The organism is Citrobacter sp. Colony219 (assembly GCF_019382635.1).
Lineage (GTDB): Bacteria > Pseudomonadota > Gammaproteobacteria > Enterobacterales > Enterobacteriaceae > Citrobacter > Citrobacter youngae.
In genome coordinates this window covers 632,387-647,004 of sequence record NZ_CP080033.1, presented here as the reverse complement: position 1 = coordinate 647,004, position 14,618 = coordinate 632,387, and the positions used below count along the sequence as shown (strand labels likewise).

At 54.0% G+C, this 14,618-nt stretch carries 14 protein-coding genes; 3 read left to right on the top strand and 11 right to left on the bottom strand.

The window, feature by feature from the left end:
- Nucleotides 1-4: 4 nt before the first annotated feature.
- Nucleotides 5-529, bottom strand: coding sequence for a single-stranded DNA-binding protein SSB1 (gene ssb1 / locus JTI85_RS02910; RefSeq protein ID WP_003826621.1), 525 nt, complete (start codon nt 527-529; stop codon nt 5-7).
- A gap of 251 nt (nt 530-780) precedes the next feature.
- Between ssb1 and uvrA the strand changes: the two genes are divergently transcribed.
- On the top strand, nt 781-3,603 hold the full coding sequence (gene uvrA, locus JTI85_RS02905; RefSeq protein WP_219352093.1) for an excinuclease ABC subunit UvrA: 2,823 nt from the start codon (nt 781-783) through the stop codon (nt 3,601-3,603).
- Between the two features lie 77 nt (nt 3,604-3,680).
- On the opposite strand, the gene JTI85_RS02900 is transcribed toward uvrA, so the two are convergent.
- From JTI85_RS02900 to dnaB, 5 genes are all read right to left on the bottom strand, one after another.
- The gene (locus tag JTI85_RS02900) at nt 3,681-4,037 is read right to left on the bottom strand and encodes an MmcQ/YjbR family DNA-binding protein (RefSeq protein ID WP_048213923.1); all 357 of its coding nucleotides are present in this window, start codon (nt 4,035-4,037) and stop codon (nt 3,681-3,683) included.
- Between the two features lie 120 nt (nt 4,038-4,157).
- On the bottom strand, nt 4,158-4,871 hold the full coding sequence (gene aphA, locus JTI85_RS02895) for an acid phosphatase AphA (RefSeq protein ID WP_003826615.1): 714 nt from the start codon (nt 4,869-4,871) through the stop codon (nt 4,158-4,160).
- Nucleotides 4,872-5,118: 247 nt separating this feature from the next.
- Nucleotides 5,119-6,312: an aromatic amino acid transaminase gene (tyrB, locus tag JTI85_RS02890; RefSeq protein ID WP_115644057.1), complete on the bottom strand. Its 1,194-nt coding sequence runs from the start codon at nt 6,310-6,312 to the stop codon at nt 5,119-5,121.
- 129 nt (nt 6,313-6,441) lie between these two features.
- Complete coding sequence (alr, locus tag JTI85_RS02885) at nt 6,442-7,521, bottom strand: alanine racemase (RefSeq protein WP_199963745.1); 1,080 nt, start codon at nt 7,519-7,521, stop codon at nt 6,442-6,444.
- A 16-nt stretch (nt 7,522-7,537) separates the two neighbouring features.
- On the bottom strand, nt 7,538-8,953 hold the full coding sequence (dnaB, locus tag JTI85_RS02880) for a replicative DNA helicase (protein ID WP_061067020.1): 1,416 nt from the start codon (nt 8,951-8,953) through the stop codon (nt 7,538-7,540).
- A gap of 64 nt (nt 8,954-9,017) precedes the next feature.
- On the opposite strand from dnaB, the gene JTI85_RS02875 reads away from it, so the two are divergent.
- Nucleotides 9,018-10,001: a quinone oxidoreductase gene (locus JTI85_RS02875; protein WP_137345866.1), complete on the top strand. Its 984-nt coding sequence runs from the start codon at nt 9,018-9,020 to the stop codon at nt 9,999-10,001.
- 301 nt (nt 10,002-10,302) lie between these two features.
- On the opposite strand, the gene pspG is transcribed toward JTI85_RS02875, so the two are convergent.
- The 3 genes from pspG to JTI85_RS02860 form a co-directional block, all read right to left on the bottom strand.
- Nucleotides 10,303-10,545, bottom strand: a complete 243-nt coding sequence (gene pspG, locus JTI85_RS02870) for an envelope stress response protein PspG (protein WP_048213926.1) — start codon at nt 10,543-10,545, stop codon at nt 10,303-10,305.
- A 133-nt stretch (nt 10,546-10,678) separates the two neighbouring features.
- Nucleotides 10,679-11,677, bottom strand: a complete 999-nt coding sequence (dusA, locus tag JTI85_RS02865; protein ID WP_048213927.1) for a tRNA dihydrouridine(20/20a) synthase DusA — start codon at nt 11,675-11,677, stop codon at nt 10,679-10,681.
- Between the two features lie 106 nt (nt 11,678-11,783).
- Nucleotides 11,784-12,272: a cupin domain-containing protein gene (locus tag JTI85_RS02860; protein ID WP_048213928.1), complete on the bottom strand. Its 489-nt coding sequence runs from the start codon at nt 12,270-12,272 to the stop codon at nt 11,784-11,786.
- Between the two features lie 115 nt (nt 12,273-12,387).
- Between JTI85_RS02860 and zur the strand changes: the two genes are divergently transcribed.
- Nucleotides 12,388-12,906, top strand: coding sequence for a zinc uptake transcriptional repressor Zur (zur, locus tag JTI85_RS02855; protein WP_003031709.1), 519 nt, complete (start codon nt 12,388-12,390; stop codon nt 12,904-12,906).
- A 44-nt stretch (nt 12,907-12,950) separates the two neighbouring features.
- Here zur and JTI85_RS02850 read toward each other — a convergent pair whose 3' ends face one another.
- Both JTI85_RS02850 and dinF read right to left on the bottom strand, forming a co-directional pair.
- Entirely contained in the window at nt 12,951-13,160 is a 210-nt protein-coding gene (locus tag JTI85_RS02850; protein WP_005132658.1) for a CsbD family protein, read from the bottom strand.
- Nucleotides 13,161-13,296: 136 nt separating this feature from the next.
- Nucleotides 13,297-14,616, bottom strand: coding sequence for an MATE family efflux transporter DinF (gene dinF / locus JTI85_RS02845; protein ID WP_219352091.1), 1,320 nt, complete (start codon nt 14,614-14,616; stop codon nt 13,297-13,299).
- Between the last annotated feature and the right edge of the window lie 2 nt (nt 14,617-14,618).

Below are 14,618 nucleotides of genomic sequence, written 5' to 3'. Positions count from 1 at the left end.
TATCTTAGAACGGAATATCGTCGTCGAAGTCCATCGGCGGTTCGTTAGACGGCGCTGCCGGAGCGGACTGCTGCGGACGAGACTGTGCGCCGCCGCTGAACTGGTTGCCGCCCTGCGGCTGCTGAGGCTGACCCCAACCACCTTGCTGCTGACCACCACCTGCCGGAGCACCACCGCCCTGACGACCGCCCAGCATTTGCATGGTGCCGCCAACGTTAACAACGACTTCAGTGGTGTATTTTTCTACGCCGGATTGATCGGTCCATTTGCGGGTACGCAGTTGGCCTTCAATATAGACCTGAGAACCTTTACGCAGATATTCGCTGGCGACTTCCGCCAGTTTGCCGAACAGCACAACACGGTGCCATTCAGTCTGCTCTTTCATTTCGCCGGTCGCTTTATCACGCCAGGATTCGGAAGTAGCCAGCGTAATGTTGGCAACTGCGCCACCATTCGGCATATAGCGTACTTCCGGGTCCTGGCCCAGATTACCGACGAGAATCACCTTGTTTACGCCTCTGCTGGCCATGATCGTGTCTCCTGAAAAACGTTACTGAATAAGTGTAAGCGCGGGATTGTAGCATTTCCAATAGCGCTTTTACTACGTTGCGAAGTTGATTCCAGTAAACAACCTCCGCCAGACATTGTTGCACAGGAACATGCGTTTTGCATTCCAATACTGTATATCCATTCAGGTCGGATTGTGTCATAATTAACCGTTTGTGATCGCCGGTAGCACCATGCAGCCAGGCAAAAAAGCGTTTAATCCGGGAAAGATGAATGGATAAGATCGAAGTTCGGGGCGCCCGCACCCATAATCTCAAAAACATCAACCTCGTCATCCCGCGCGACAAGCTGATTGTCGTCACCGGGCTTTCGGGCTCAGGCAAATCTTCGCTCGCTTTCGACACCTTGTATGCCGAAGGGCAGCGTCGTTACGTTGAATCCCTTTCCGCGTACGCACGTCAGTTTCTGTCGCTGATGGAAAAACCGGACGTCGACCACATTGAGGGGCTCTCTCCTGCCATCTCAATTGAACAAAAATCGACGTCCCATAACCCGCGATCCACGGTAGGTACGATTACCGAAATTCACGACTATCTGCGTCTGCTGTTTGCCCGCGTTGGCGAGCCGCGCTGCCCGGATCACGACGTTCCCCTGGCAGCGCAGACCGTTAGCCAGATGGTGGACAACGTCCTGTCGCAGCCGGAAGGCAAACGTCTGATGCTGCTGGCGCCGGTAATTAAGGAGCGTAAAGGCGAGCACACCAAAACGCTGGAAAACCTGGCGGGCCAGGGCTATATCCGCGCCCGTATCGACGGCGAAGTGTGTGACCTTTCCGATCCGCCCAAGCTTGAGCTGCAAAAGAAACACACCATCGAAGTGGTGATTGACCGCTTTAAAGTCCGTGACGATCTCACCCAACGACTGGCTGAATCCTTTGAAACCGCGCTGGAACTGTCCGGTGGTACGGCGGTGGTCGCCGATATGGACGACCCGAAAGCGGAAGAGCTGCTGTTCTCCGCCAACTTCGCCTGCCCGATTTGCGGCTACAGCATGCGCGAACTGGAACCCCGCCTGTTCTCGTTCAACAACCCGGCAGGTGCATGCCCAACCTGTGATGGTCTCGGCGTGCAGCAGTATTTCGATCCTGACCGGGTGATTCAAAACCCGGAACTGTCGCTGGCCGGTGGCGCCATCCGCGGTTGGGATCGCCGTAACTTCTATTATTTCCAGATGCTTAAGTCGCTGGCGGAACACTATAAGTTCGATGTCGAAGCCCCATGGGCCAGCCTGAACCCTACCGTGCATAAAGTGGTGCTGTACGGTTCGGGTAAAGAAAATATCGAATTCAAATACATGAACGATCGCGGCGATACGTCCGTACGTCGTCACCCGTTTGAAGGTGTGCTGCACAATATGGAGCGCCGTTATAAAGAGACGGAATCCAGTGCGGTACGCGAAGAATTAGCCAAATTCATCAGTAACCGACCGTGCGCCAGCTGTGAAGGGACGCGTTTACGCCGGGAAGCCCGCCACGTATTTGTCGAAAATACGCCACTGCCCGCGATTTCCGACATGAGCATCGGTCATGCGATGGATTTCTTCAACAACCTGAAGCTTGCAGGTCAGCGGGCGAAGATTGCCGAGAAAATCCTTAAAGAGATTGGCGATCGTCTGAAGTTCCTGGTCAACGTCGGCCTCAACTACCTGACGCTGTCGCGTTCAGCGGAAACGCTCTCCGGCGGCGAAGCTCAGCGTATTCGCCTGGCAAGCCAGATCGGCGCGGGTCTGGTCGGTGTAATGTACGTGCTGGATGAACCATCTATCGGTCTGCATCAGCGCGATAACGAGCGTCTGCTGGGTACGCTTATCCACCTGCGTAATCTGGGTAATACCGTCATTGTGGTCGAGCACGATGAAGATGCGATTCGCGCCGCTGACCACGTTATCGATATCGGCCCCGGCGCAGGTGTTCACGGCGGTCAGGTCGTCGCCGAAGGGACGCTCGACGACATCATGGCGGTGCCTGAGTCGCTGACCGGCCAGTACATGAGCGGTAAGCGCAAAATTGAAGTACCGAAACAGCGCGTGGCGGCTGACCCGGAAAAAGTGCTGAAGCTCACCGGCGCACGCGGTAACAACCTGAAAGATGTCACTCTGACGCTGCCGGTTGGTTTATTTACCTGCATTACCGGGGTTTCCGGCTCAGGTAAATCGACGCTGATCAACGATACGCTGTTCCCAATTGCGCAGACGGTGCTGAACGGTGCGACGCTGGCGGAACCTGCGCCGTATCGCGATGTTCAGGGTCTGGAACATTTCGACAAAGTCATCGATATTGACCAAAGCCCGATTGGCCGTACGCCGCGCTCTAACCCGGCAACCTACACCGGCGTGTTTACGCCAGTGCGCGAACTGTTTGCCGGCGTGCCGGAGTCACGTGCGCGCGGTTACACGCCAGGCCGTTTCAGCTTTAACGTCCGTGGTGGACGCTGTGAAGCCTGTCAGGGCGACGGCGTGATCAAAGTCGAAATGCACTTCCTGCCGGATATCTACGTGCCGTGCGATCAGTGCAAAGGTAAGCGCTATAACCGCGAAACGCTGGAGATTAAGTACAAGGGCAAGACTATCCACGAAGTGCTGGATATGACGATTGAAGAAGCCCGTGAGTTCTTCGATGCCGTTCCGGCGCTGGCGCGTAAGCTGCAAACGCTGATGGACGTTGGTCTGACGTACATCCGTCTGGGGCAGTCCGCAACGACCCTCTCAGGCGGTGAGGCGCAGCGCGTGAAGCTGGCGCGCGAACTGTCAAAACGCGGTACCGGGCAAACGCTGTATATTCTCGATGAGCCGACCACTGGTCTGCATTTTGCGGATATTCAGCAACTGCTGGACGTGCTGCATCAGCTCCGGGATCAGGGCAACACCATCGTGGTGATTGAGCACAATCTGGACGTGATTAAAACCGCAGACTGGATTGTCGATCTCGGTCCGGAAGGCGGCAGCGGCGGCGGGGAAATTTTAGTCTCCGGCACACCGGAGACGGTCGCTGAATGTGAAGCCTCACACACGGCACGTTTCCTCAAGCCGCTGTTGTAATCCTGCCCTTATCAGGCCTACGGGCACATATCCTGTAGGCCGGATAAGTCGCTGGCGACGCCATCCGGCAAAACGGATCAAGGCTGCACCAGCAACCTGCGTTTATCTTCCGGCAAGGTGTTTATGGCCTGCTGGTAAGACGCGTCCACCAGATAATAAATCTGTGAACCCGGCAGTGAGCCGTCAAGATACACTGTGCTCCAGTGCGCTTTATTGAGATGGCGGCTGGGTCGCACGTCTTTATGTTGCTGACGCAGCAATTCTGCCAGTTCAGGGCTGGTTTTCAGAGAGACCGCCGGGCGGCCTTCGACCTCTTTGACCATGGCAAAAAGTACATCTTCAACTTTGATTTGCGTGGCTTTCCAGTCACTATGCACGCTCTGCTCCGCACCCGTTTTTGCCATGCAGTATTGCAGCAACTCCGAATTCGTCATCTTTATTCCCCTTACCAGCATATTGCCTAATGAGAACATCTTTTATTCAGTGTGCAGCAAGTCCGCAAAAGGTAAAAGCCAGCAGCGTAAATTTGTTTAAAAAAGCAGCATTTCGTATTCTCAATACTCCGAGTTGACGATCACCTCTTCACCAAACGCACCGGCCTGTGGCAGCGGCTTATAAGTGGAGTTAGAGGCGCGCAAAATGCGAATACCACGAATACCCACGTCGCGAGCGGCAGTGATGTCATTATCGGAGTCACCGTAGAACATGCGGATATTTTTATCCTGTAACCACTGCGTTTTGGTGTTCTGGCCCGGCTTATCGCCGGCAAAAATGACCGGATTCATATTGCCAGCCGGGATGTGAAAGTTATCAGACAACGTTTTCGATACCGTTTCGGTCTTCGTCTGACTACGCCCGGTCACGAAAAAGATGCTGTCGCCACGACGCACATGCATATCAATCAACTGGCGCGCCACTTCTTTCGGAATACTGAATTCATCCCAGCCATTGTTCATTTTTTCCCAGAAGGCCGGATTCTTCAGGTAATCCTCACTGTCCGGGGAATACGTTTTTTTACCGCGCCAGAAGCCCGGGCTGGAAAAGAGAACCGTATCATCGATATCAAAGCCAACGGCCATCGGCGGGCGTCCGGTCAGGCTGTTTTCGATTTGTGCCACGGAGACCCAGTGAATGGGGGCCTGCTCAGCGAGTTTTGCAACGTTGGTGCCCGGATTAAGCTGAGAAGGAGAGGAAACTAACGCCTGAGCGGGCTGATTTAACGTGAACAATAAACAAACGGCACTCAGTGCCAGGGTAAACTTGCGCATATTTTTCCCTAAGTAGTCAGTTAGTTATGATTTTTTATTTAACAACTGGTCAAAAAACTATCTGACCTTACCCCCTGGGGGAAGGGAAAGGAAGGATTTTCTCTGGTTTTGTCCAGGAAAAGGAGCATGATCACACAGGAAAGTACGCCTGATGGCGCTCCGCTTATCAGGCCTACAAACTAAAATCCATGTATCCTTGTAGGACAGATAAGGCGTTTACGCGCCATCCGGCATCACACAAAGCCGATTACATGACGGCGGCAAATGCCTTCGCCACGCGCTGCACATTACCGTGATTCAACCCAGCTACGCACATGCGACCGCTGGCGATCAGGTAAACACCAAACTCATCGCGCAGGCGATCGACCTGAGCGGCGCTGAGCCCGGTATAGCTGAACATACCGCGCTGTTGCAGCAGGTAATCAAAGTTACGGCCCGGGATCTCCGCATTCAATACGTTAACCAGTTCCTGACGCATCGCCAGAATGCGGGTACGCATTGCCTCAACTTCCGCCAGCCAGCTCGCTTTCAGCTCTTCATCCCCCAGTACCGCGGCAACCACCTGCGCACCAAAGTTTGGCGGACTGGAGTAGTTCCGGCGCACCGTCGCTTTTAGCTGCCCCAGAACGCGGCTGGCAGCATCGGCGTCTTCACACACCACAGAAAGCCCGCCAACACGTTCGCCATACAATGAGAAAATTTTGGAGAATGAGTTGCTAACCAGAGTTGGTAAACCAGCACTCGCAATCGCACGGATGGCGTACGCATCATCTTCCATTCCGCCACCAAAACCCTGGTAGGCAATGTCGAGGAACGGGATCAGGTCGCGCGCTTTCAGGATCTCAATCACCGCATCCCACTGTGCTGGTGTTAAATCCGCACCCGTAGGGTTATGGCAGCACGGATGCAGCAGCACAATGCTACGCGCCGGTAAGGTATTCAGCGCTGCCAGCAGATCGTTGAAACGCACGCCATTAGTCGCGTTGTCATACCATGGGTAAGTACTTACTTCGAATCCCGCCCCTTCAAAAATCGCGATGTGGTTTTCCCAGGTCGGATCGCTGACCCACACGCCAGAATCAGGGAAATAGCGCTTCAGGAAGTCTGCGCCAACCTTTAGCGCACCGGAGCCGCCCAGCGTCTGAATGGTTGCCACGCGCTGTTGCTGGAGTACCGGATGCTGCGCCCCAAACAGCAACGGCGCAATAGTATGGCGATAAGCGTTCAGACCTTCCATCGGCAGATACAGCGAAGCGCCATGCGGTTTGGCATTGAGTCTGGCTTCCGCTTCCGCTACCGCTTTAAGCTGAGGAATAATCCCATCTTCGTTGTAATACAGGCCAATGCTGAGGTTCACTTTGTCGCTACGTGAATCTTCTTTGAACCGCTCCATGAGCGATAAAATCGGGTCGCCGGCGTAGGCGTCAACTTTTTGAAACACGTGTGGTTCTCCAGGTTTACAGGCAGAGGATATGAACACAATAAACCGGAAGCAGGAGAAGATCGAGAGGATGTTGAGAGGAATATTGCCGGATAGCGGCGTAACCGCCTTATCCGGCACATCATGCGCTTAATCGATATACTTCATCGCCACGCGCGACGTCAGGCGCGTAATAAGTTCGTAAGCACTTACTTTCGTCATTTCAGCAATGCGTTCAACGGGCAGGCCTTCCCCCCACAGGATCACCGAATCGCCAGCTTTATCCTGCGCCTCGGGGCCTAAATCGACGCAGATCATATCCATCGCGACGCGGCCGACGATCGGCACTTCACGGCCATTAACCAGCACCGGCGTCCCGGACGGCGCTGCGCGCGGATAACCGTCGCCGTAGCCCATCGCCACCACACCGAGACGCGTGTCGCGCTCGCTTTGCCAGGTTCCACCATAGCCAACCGGCTCGCCCGCTTTGTGCTCACGCACCGCAATCAGGCTGGAGGTCAGCGACATCACCGGCTGACAGCCAAAATCGGCGCCGATAGAGTGGTTTTCCAGCGGCGATACGCCGTACAGAATCAGCCCCGGACGCGCCCAGTCGAAGTGGGACTGGGGCCACAGCAAAATACCGCCCGACGCAGCAATTGAACGCTGTCCAGGTTTTCCCTCGCAAAAGCTATTAAAGATATCGAGCTGTTTTTCCGTCGCGCCGCATTCAGGTTCATCCGCGCGCGCAAAGTGGCTGACGATATTAACCGGCTGGCGCACATTGTCACATTGCGTTAAACGCTGATAAAACGCTTCGGCCTGCTCAGGGCGCACGCCCAGGCGGTGCATCCCCGTGTCGAGCTTCATCCAGACGGTAACGGGTTCAACCAGATTAGCTGCTTCCAGGGCTTCGAGCTGCTCCTGGTTATGGACGGCTGTATGCAGACGCTGCGCGGAAATAGTCGGCAGATCGGAGGCATCAAAAAATCCCTCCAGCAGCAGGATGGGCTGCGTGATCCCTCCCGCTCGCAACCGCAGGGCTTCTTCAAGACGAGCGACACCAAAAGCGTCCGCATCGGGGAGCGTTCGCGCGGTCTCTAACAGACCATGGCCGTAGGCGTTCGCTTTCACGACCGCAACCAGTTTACTGGCAGGGGCCAGTTCACGCAGACGTTGCAGGTTGTGTCGCAGAGCGCGGCGGTTAATGACTACAGTTGCCGCTTGCATTTGTATTCCTTAGAAATTACTCATCATCATATTGAGGACCGGCATAGTTGTCGAAGCGGGACCACTGTCCGTTAAACGTCAGGCGCACCGTACCGATCGGACCGTTACGCTGCTTACCAATAATAATTTCGGCGATACCTTTTAAATCGCTGTTTTCGTGATAAACCTCATCACGATAGATAAACATGATTAAGTCGGCATCCTGTTCGATGGAGCCGGATTCACGCAGATCCGAGTTGACCGGACGCTTGTCCGCGCGTTGTTCCAGTGAACGGTTAAGCTGCGATAGCGCTACCACCGGCACATGCAGTTCTTTTGCTAACGCCTTCAGCGAGCGGGAAATTTCAGCAATTTCCAGCGTACGGTTATCGGAGAGCGACGGTACACGCATTAGTTGCAGGTAGTCGATCATGATAAGGCCGATACCGCCGTGTTCACGGGCGATACGACGGGCACGCGAGCGCACTTCCGTTGGCGTCAGGCCGGAAGAATCATCAATATAGATGTTTCGTTTCTCCAGCAAAATACCCATTGTTCCGGAAATTCGCGCCCAGTCTTCATCATCCAGTTGACCGGTACGGATTTTGGTCTGGTCCACGCGCGAAAGCGAGGCCAAAGAACGCATCATGATTTGTTCTGAGGGCATTTCAAGACTGAAGATAAGAACCGGCTTATCCTGCAACATCGCCGCATTTTCGACGAGGTTCATTGCAAATGTCGTTTTACCCATCGACGGACGCGCGGCGACGATAATCAAGTCCGACGGCTGTAGACCCGCGGTCTTTTTGTTGAGGTCGTCATAACCGGTGTTTACGCCGGTGACGCCGTCGTGCGGCTGCTGGAACAACTGCTCGATACGCGCGACGGTGGCGTCGAGCACATCGGTGATGTTTTTCGGGCCTTCGTCTTTGTTGGCGCGGCTTTCGGCGATTTTAAAGACGCGGGATTCCGCGAGATCCAGCAGGTCTTCACTGGAGCGCCCTTGCGGATCGAAACCAGCTTCCGCAATTTCATGGGCCACCGAAATCATGTCACGAACAACGGCGCGTTCGCGGACGATATCCGCATAAGCACTAATGTTCGCCGCACTTGGCGTGTTTTTAGATAACTCAGCCAGGTAAGCAAAGCCGCCGACGCTGTCCAGTTGTCCCTGAACCTCCAGCGATTCTGCGAGCGTGATCAGGTCGATAGGTTTTCCCATCTCCTGCAGTCGATGCATTTCCGTGAAGATGTGCCGGTGCGGTCGGGTATAGAAATCTTCCGCCACCACGCGCTCGGCCACATCGTCCCAGCGTTCGTTATCCAGCATTAAACCGCCCAACACCGACTGTTCCGCTTCAATCGAGTGCGGCGGTACTTTCAGCCCGGCGACCTGGGGATCGCGCTCACGAGCATCAGTCTGTTGTTTGTTGAAGGGTTTATTTCCTGCCATAGTGAATGGAGTTACCGAGATAATGATTGGGTCGAAAGATTACCACATTTCTTTTGGAGGAAGCATGGCAACGCGTATTGAATTTCACAAGCATGGTGGTCCTGAAGTGCTTCAGGTCGTCGAGTTTACGCCTGCAGATCCGGCAGAGAACGAAATCCAGGTCGAGAACAAAGCGATTGGCATCAACTATATCGACACTTACATCCGCAGTGGTCTTTATCCACCGCCTTCTCTGCCCAGCGGTCTGGGAACCGAAGCCGCCGGCGTAGTCAGCAAAGTGGGGAGCAAAGTGACGCACATTAAAGCTGGCGATCGCGTGGTGTATGCGCAGTCAGCGCTTGGCGCTTACAGCTCAGTACATAACGTTCCGGCGGATAAGGCCGCCATCCTGCCCAATGCGATCTCGTTTGAACAGGCAGCCGCGTCGTTTCTGAAAGGGCTGACCGTGTTTTACCTGTTACGTAAAACCTATGAAATTCAGCCTGATGAACCCTTCTTATTCCATGCAGCAGCGGGCGGCGTCGGGATGATTGCCTGCCAGTGGGCAAAAGCATTGGGCGCGAAGCTGATTGGTACCGTCGGTAGTGCGCAAAAAGCGCAAATTGCGCTGCAGGCCGGCGCATGGCAGGTCATTAACTACCGCGAAGAAAGTATCGTCGAACGGGTTAAGGAGATAACCGGAGGTAAAAAAGTACGGGTGGTGTATGACTCGGTGGGGAAAGATACCTGGGAAGCCTCGCTGGATTGCCTGCAACGCCGGGGATTGATGGTCAGCTTTGGCAACGCCTCCGGGCCGGTAACCGGCGTTAACTTAGGTATTCTGAATCAGAAAGGCTCCCTGTATGTCACGCGCCCTTCTCTGCAGGGTTACATCACCAACCATCATGAATTAACCGAAGCCAGCAATGAGCTGTTCTCGCTGATTGCCAGCGGGGTGATCAAAGTGGATGTCGCGCCGGGTCAGAAATTTGCGTTAAGTGACGCACAACGGGCCCATGAAGCACTGGAAAGCCGGGCCACGCAGGGATCGAGTTTACTAATCCCATAATGCTTCGACTTCCCCTAAATAATTCAAATTGCAGGAAGGCGGCAATTGAATGAATCCCCAGGAGCTTACTGGAGTAAGTGACTGGGGTGAATGAAAGCAGCCAACACACCTGCGGTTTGAATTATGACGGGGAAGTAAAGAATTAGGGCTTCCCATGGGAAGCCCTTTCTTTTTTTAGTTCGGCTGTATGTAGGGTACAGCTCGATGAATTCGTTAACCACGCAATAGTGACAGATTTGATAATCAATTCCTATTTGGTTCTAAAGGCAATGTTGCAGGTTGTGACGCACCGCTCAATACCTTAGTAAAATCGGCGGTTATTGCGCTGATACTGTGGGACTTTTGGCGCTTTTATCGCCTTGATAACCCACACTACGGCAACGGCCAGTAACAGCCAGGGTAACAGTTTAATCATCAACGCAAACATCCCACCGAGGAACATTACTGCCGTCGCCACCATCAGCGCGGCGAGGATGCCCAACAGTGATATGCCAGTGACCATCAGCATGATAAAAAAACCAATCACAAAAAGTAGTTCCAGCATGACGCTCTCCCGAAATGAAATTCTCTCCATTGCATTACAAGAAACATGCCAAAATTAATACATTGATTTATAAAGAAAATGCCCCGCGACAAAGCGCAGGGCGTGGTGAAATTAACTAACTTTTGGTGAAAACTTAACGCTTGTCTGCCACCAGTTTCAGCGCGTGTTCCAGAACGTTAATATCGGCCCCGGCTTTATGCGCATTTTCACTCAGATAACGACGCCATTGGCGTGCGCCTGGAATTCCCTGGAACAACCCCAGCATGTGGCGGGTCACATGCCCCAGATACGTACCTTTACTCAGCTCCCGCTCAATATAGGGATACATGGCACGCACCACGGCGACAGGGTCTGCATCCGGCGTGGTCGCAGCAAAAATTTCACGGTCGACCGATGCCAGAATCCCCGGGTTTTGATAGGCTTCCCGGCCCACCATTACGCCGTCCATATATTGCAGATGCGTTTTTGCTTCTTCCAGTGATTTAATTCCGCCGTTAATCGACATCGTCAACTGCGGGAAATCACGCTTCAACTGATAAACACGGTCATAATCCAGCGGTGGGATTTCGCGGTTTTCTTTCGGGCTTAACCCCGACAGCCAGGCCTTGCGGGCGTGGATGATAAACATCTCACATTCGCCGTTGCCAGATACCGTGTTGATGAAATCGCAGAGGAATTCGTAGCTGTCCTGGTCATCAATGCCGATACGGGTTTTCACCGTCACCGGAATCGACACCACATCGCGCATCGCCTTCACGCAATCGGCGACCAGTTGCGCATTCCCCATCAGGCAAGCGCCAAACATCCCGTTTTGTACGCGATCGGAAGGGCAGCCGACGTTGAGGTTAATCTCGTCATAACCTCGTGCTTCAGCCAGCTTTGCGCACTGCGCCAGTGCCGCCGGATCGCTCCCGCCCAGTTGCAATGCGACCGGATGTTCTTCTTCGCTATACGCCAGGTAATCGCCTTTGCCATGAATAATTGCCCCGGTAGTCACCATCTCCGTATAGAGCAACGTCTGGCGGGACAGCAGGCGCAAAAAGTAGCGGCAGTGTCTGTCCGTCCAGTCGAGCATCGGCGCGATAGAAAAACGATGAGCGGGAAAAGCGGTAGACTGAGATTCAGGCAGCATGGCGAATATTCAAGCATCCGGTTAAAAAAGGGGCGCTACTATAGCATAGACCGTTGCGATAGTGAGCCACATCATCGTGGATAGCGCCCTTCGTTCGCGTGGATCGTCATTTCCGCCCAGGTTTTCCGTCGTGTGGACCAAAAAACTGTGGAGGATGATCAACCCAGCGATCTTCACGCGTGACTGCATAGACCGGATTGAGTGGATAGTAGATGCGGTTATGCTTCTTGTTCGCCTCACCGACGACCAGCAGCCGCACCTCGTCACTGGTGTTGTTGATAAAAGTGTGGCACACACCGGTTCCTGCCGGAAAACCAACGCTGTCGCCGGGTTCCAGCTTCCATAAGTAACCATTTATCCAGGCTTCCGGGTACCCTTCCAGTACGTAGATGAACTCTTCTTCATCACTTTCAGCGTGTGGATAAGAAGTACGCCGACCCGGCGGCAGACGTTCGTGATGGATGCCTAATCGCCCTAACCCCAACCTGCGGGCCAGCGGCGCGCCAATAGAAAAAAGCTCATCGCTGCCTGGATAGGTGGAGTCATCAGGCCCCTCAACTTCACGCCAGTGGCGAATACAATCGGGTCTTTTCATGTTAATTTTCCAGTGTTGCGATGCGTCAGGTATAGCACACAGCGGTGGATCTCGGCGTTTTAAGCAGAACATGATAAAGTAAGGGATTAACCTTCCACGCAAATCGAGGCGCCAAATGGACAAAACCACCACGCAGGAGTTATTGGCTCAAGCTGAAAAACTCTGTGCGCAACGTAACGTGCGGCTCACGCCACAACGCCTCGAAGTGCTGCGCCTGATGAGCCTGCAGGAAGGGGCAATCAGCGCTTACGATCTGCTTGATCTGTTAAGGGAAACCGAACCACAGGCTAAGCCGCCTACCGTCTATCGTGCGCTCGATTTTCTGCTTGAACAAGGTTTTGTGCACAAAGTGGAGTCAACCAACAGCTATGTGCTTTGCCATCTGTTCGATCAGCCAACCCACAGTTCCGCAATGTTCATCTGCGACCGCTGTGGCGTGGTAAAAGAAGAGTGTGCGGAAGGCGTGGAAGATATTATGCATACGCTGGCAGCTAAAATGGGATTTGCTCTGCGCCATAATGTGATTGAAGCCCACGGCCTGTGTCCGGCATGTGTGGAAGTTGAATCATGCCGCCATCCTGGCGAATGCCAGCATGACCATACCATTCAGGTGAAAAAGAAAGTCGGGCGGTAAATAAAAGAGCGTACGTCCTTGTACTCTCAGGAGGGAGGGGTTAATTACCAGCGGTAATCGTTGCGTTTTTCCCAATCTTTAACTTCTTTCTCCGCCTGATCTTTCGCGTACCCGTATCGTTCCTGGACTTTACCAACCAGCTGGTCGCGTTTACCTTCAATGACCGTCATATCATCATCGGTCAGTTTGCCCCATTGCTCTTTCACTTTACCTTTGAACTGTTTCCAGTTACCACTGACTTCGTCTTTATTCATCATCAAGTCCTCATCGTTAGGTTGTGAATAGCGAGAGTGCCGCGCCCGAATACATGCTGTTTTTGCTGGACGTGATAGTAAGTGTAGTCAGGGATTCTGGGTTTTATTTACTATTCGGAATTTTTAACCATAGGCATCAGGCAAACCAGGTGCCATTACGCCAGTGACGTCGCCAGATGAAGGCCAGTGAAAGCCCGCGCAGCGCGAGAAAAACGGTTAACGCCAGCCACAAGCCGTGGTTTCCCAGCAGCGGTAAAGTCAGGAGCGTTAAGGCGAATCCCACTGCGGCAACGGCCATACTGTTGCGCATTTCTGCGGCACGCGTTGCGCCAATAAACATGCCGTCCAGCAGATAACACCACACACCCACCAGCGGCAAAACCACCTGCCAGAAAAGATAGCGATCAGCCAGGTGTTGGATTTGCGGCAGCGAGGTCAGCAGCGCCACAATCTGCTCGCCGAACAGGGCATAAACCATCGAAAACAAGACGGCAACAATACCCGACTGCCGGCAGGCCGCCCGCCAGACATCCAGCAACTGGCTACCATCGCGTGCCCCATAGGCCTGGCCAGAGTGCGCTTCCACGGCATAGGCAAACCCGTCCAGCGCATAGGCAGTGAACGTCAGCAGGGTTATCAGAACGGCATTGACCGCAATGACATCGCTACCGAGGCGAGCCCCGAGTACCGTGATAGCACCAAAGCAGAGTTGCAACAGCAGCGAACGCAGCATGATGTCACGGTTGAGCGCCAGCAAACGGCGGAAGTTGCCACGCCACGCCTGCTTCAGCATTGCCAGCGAAACTCCGCGCAAATGCAGGACTTTACGTACCATCATCAGACCGATAAGCAGCGTGGCATATTCGGCAATCACCGTCGCCAGTGCTGCACCCTGCACGTTCATATGCAGGCCCATCACCAGCCATAAATCGAGCGCAATGTTGAGAATATTGCCGACAATCAGCAGGATAACCGGCGCACGCGCATATTGTACGCCAAGCAACCAGCCGAGCAGCACCAGATTAGCCAGTGAGGCGGGCGCGCTTAGCCAGCGGATTTCCAGGAAACGCCGGGCTTGTTCCAGTACCGCTTCACTACCCCCGACAATATGCAGCGCTAAATCGATAATCGGCGTGCGAAACAGCGCGATAAGCAGCCCCGCTCCCAGCGCCAGTATCAGCGGTTGTACCAGCGCGCGCGCCAGCGCCTGAGGATTTTTCGCACCGAACGCCTGGGCCGTCAGGCCGGTGGTACTCATGCGTAAAAACAGCAGCAGCATAAAGAGAAAACTGGTCGCTGTTGCGCCGACAGCAACGCCACCCAGGTAGACCGGGCTATCCAAATGACCAATCACTGCGGTATCCACCAGCCCCAGCAGTGGAACAGTGATGTTGGAGAAAATCATCGGTAAGGCAAGGTGCCAGAGTGCTTTATCAGAGGAGGTAAAGAAAGGCATGG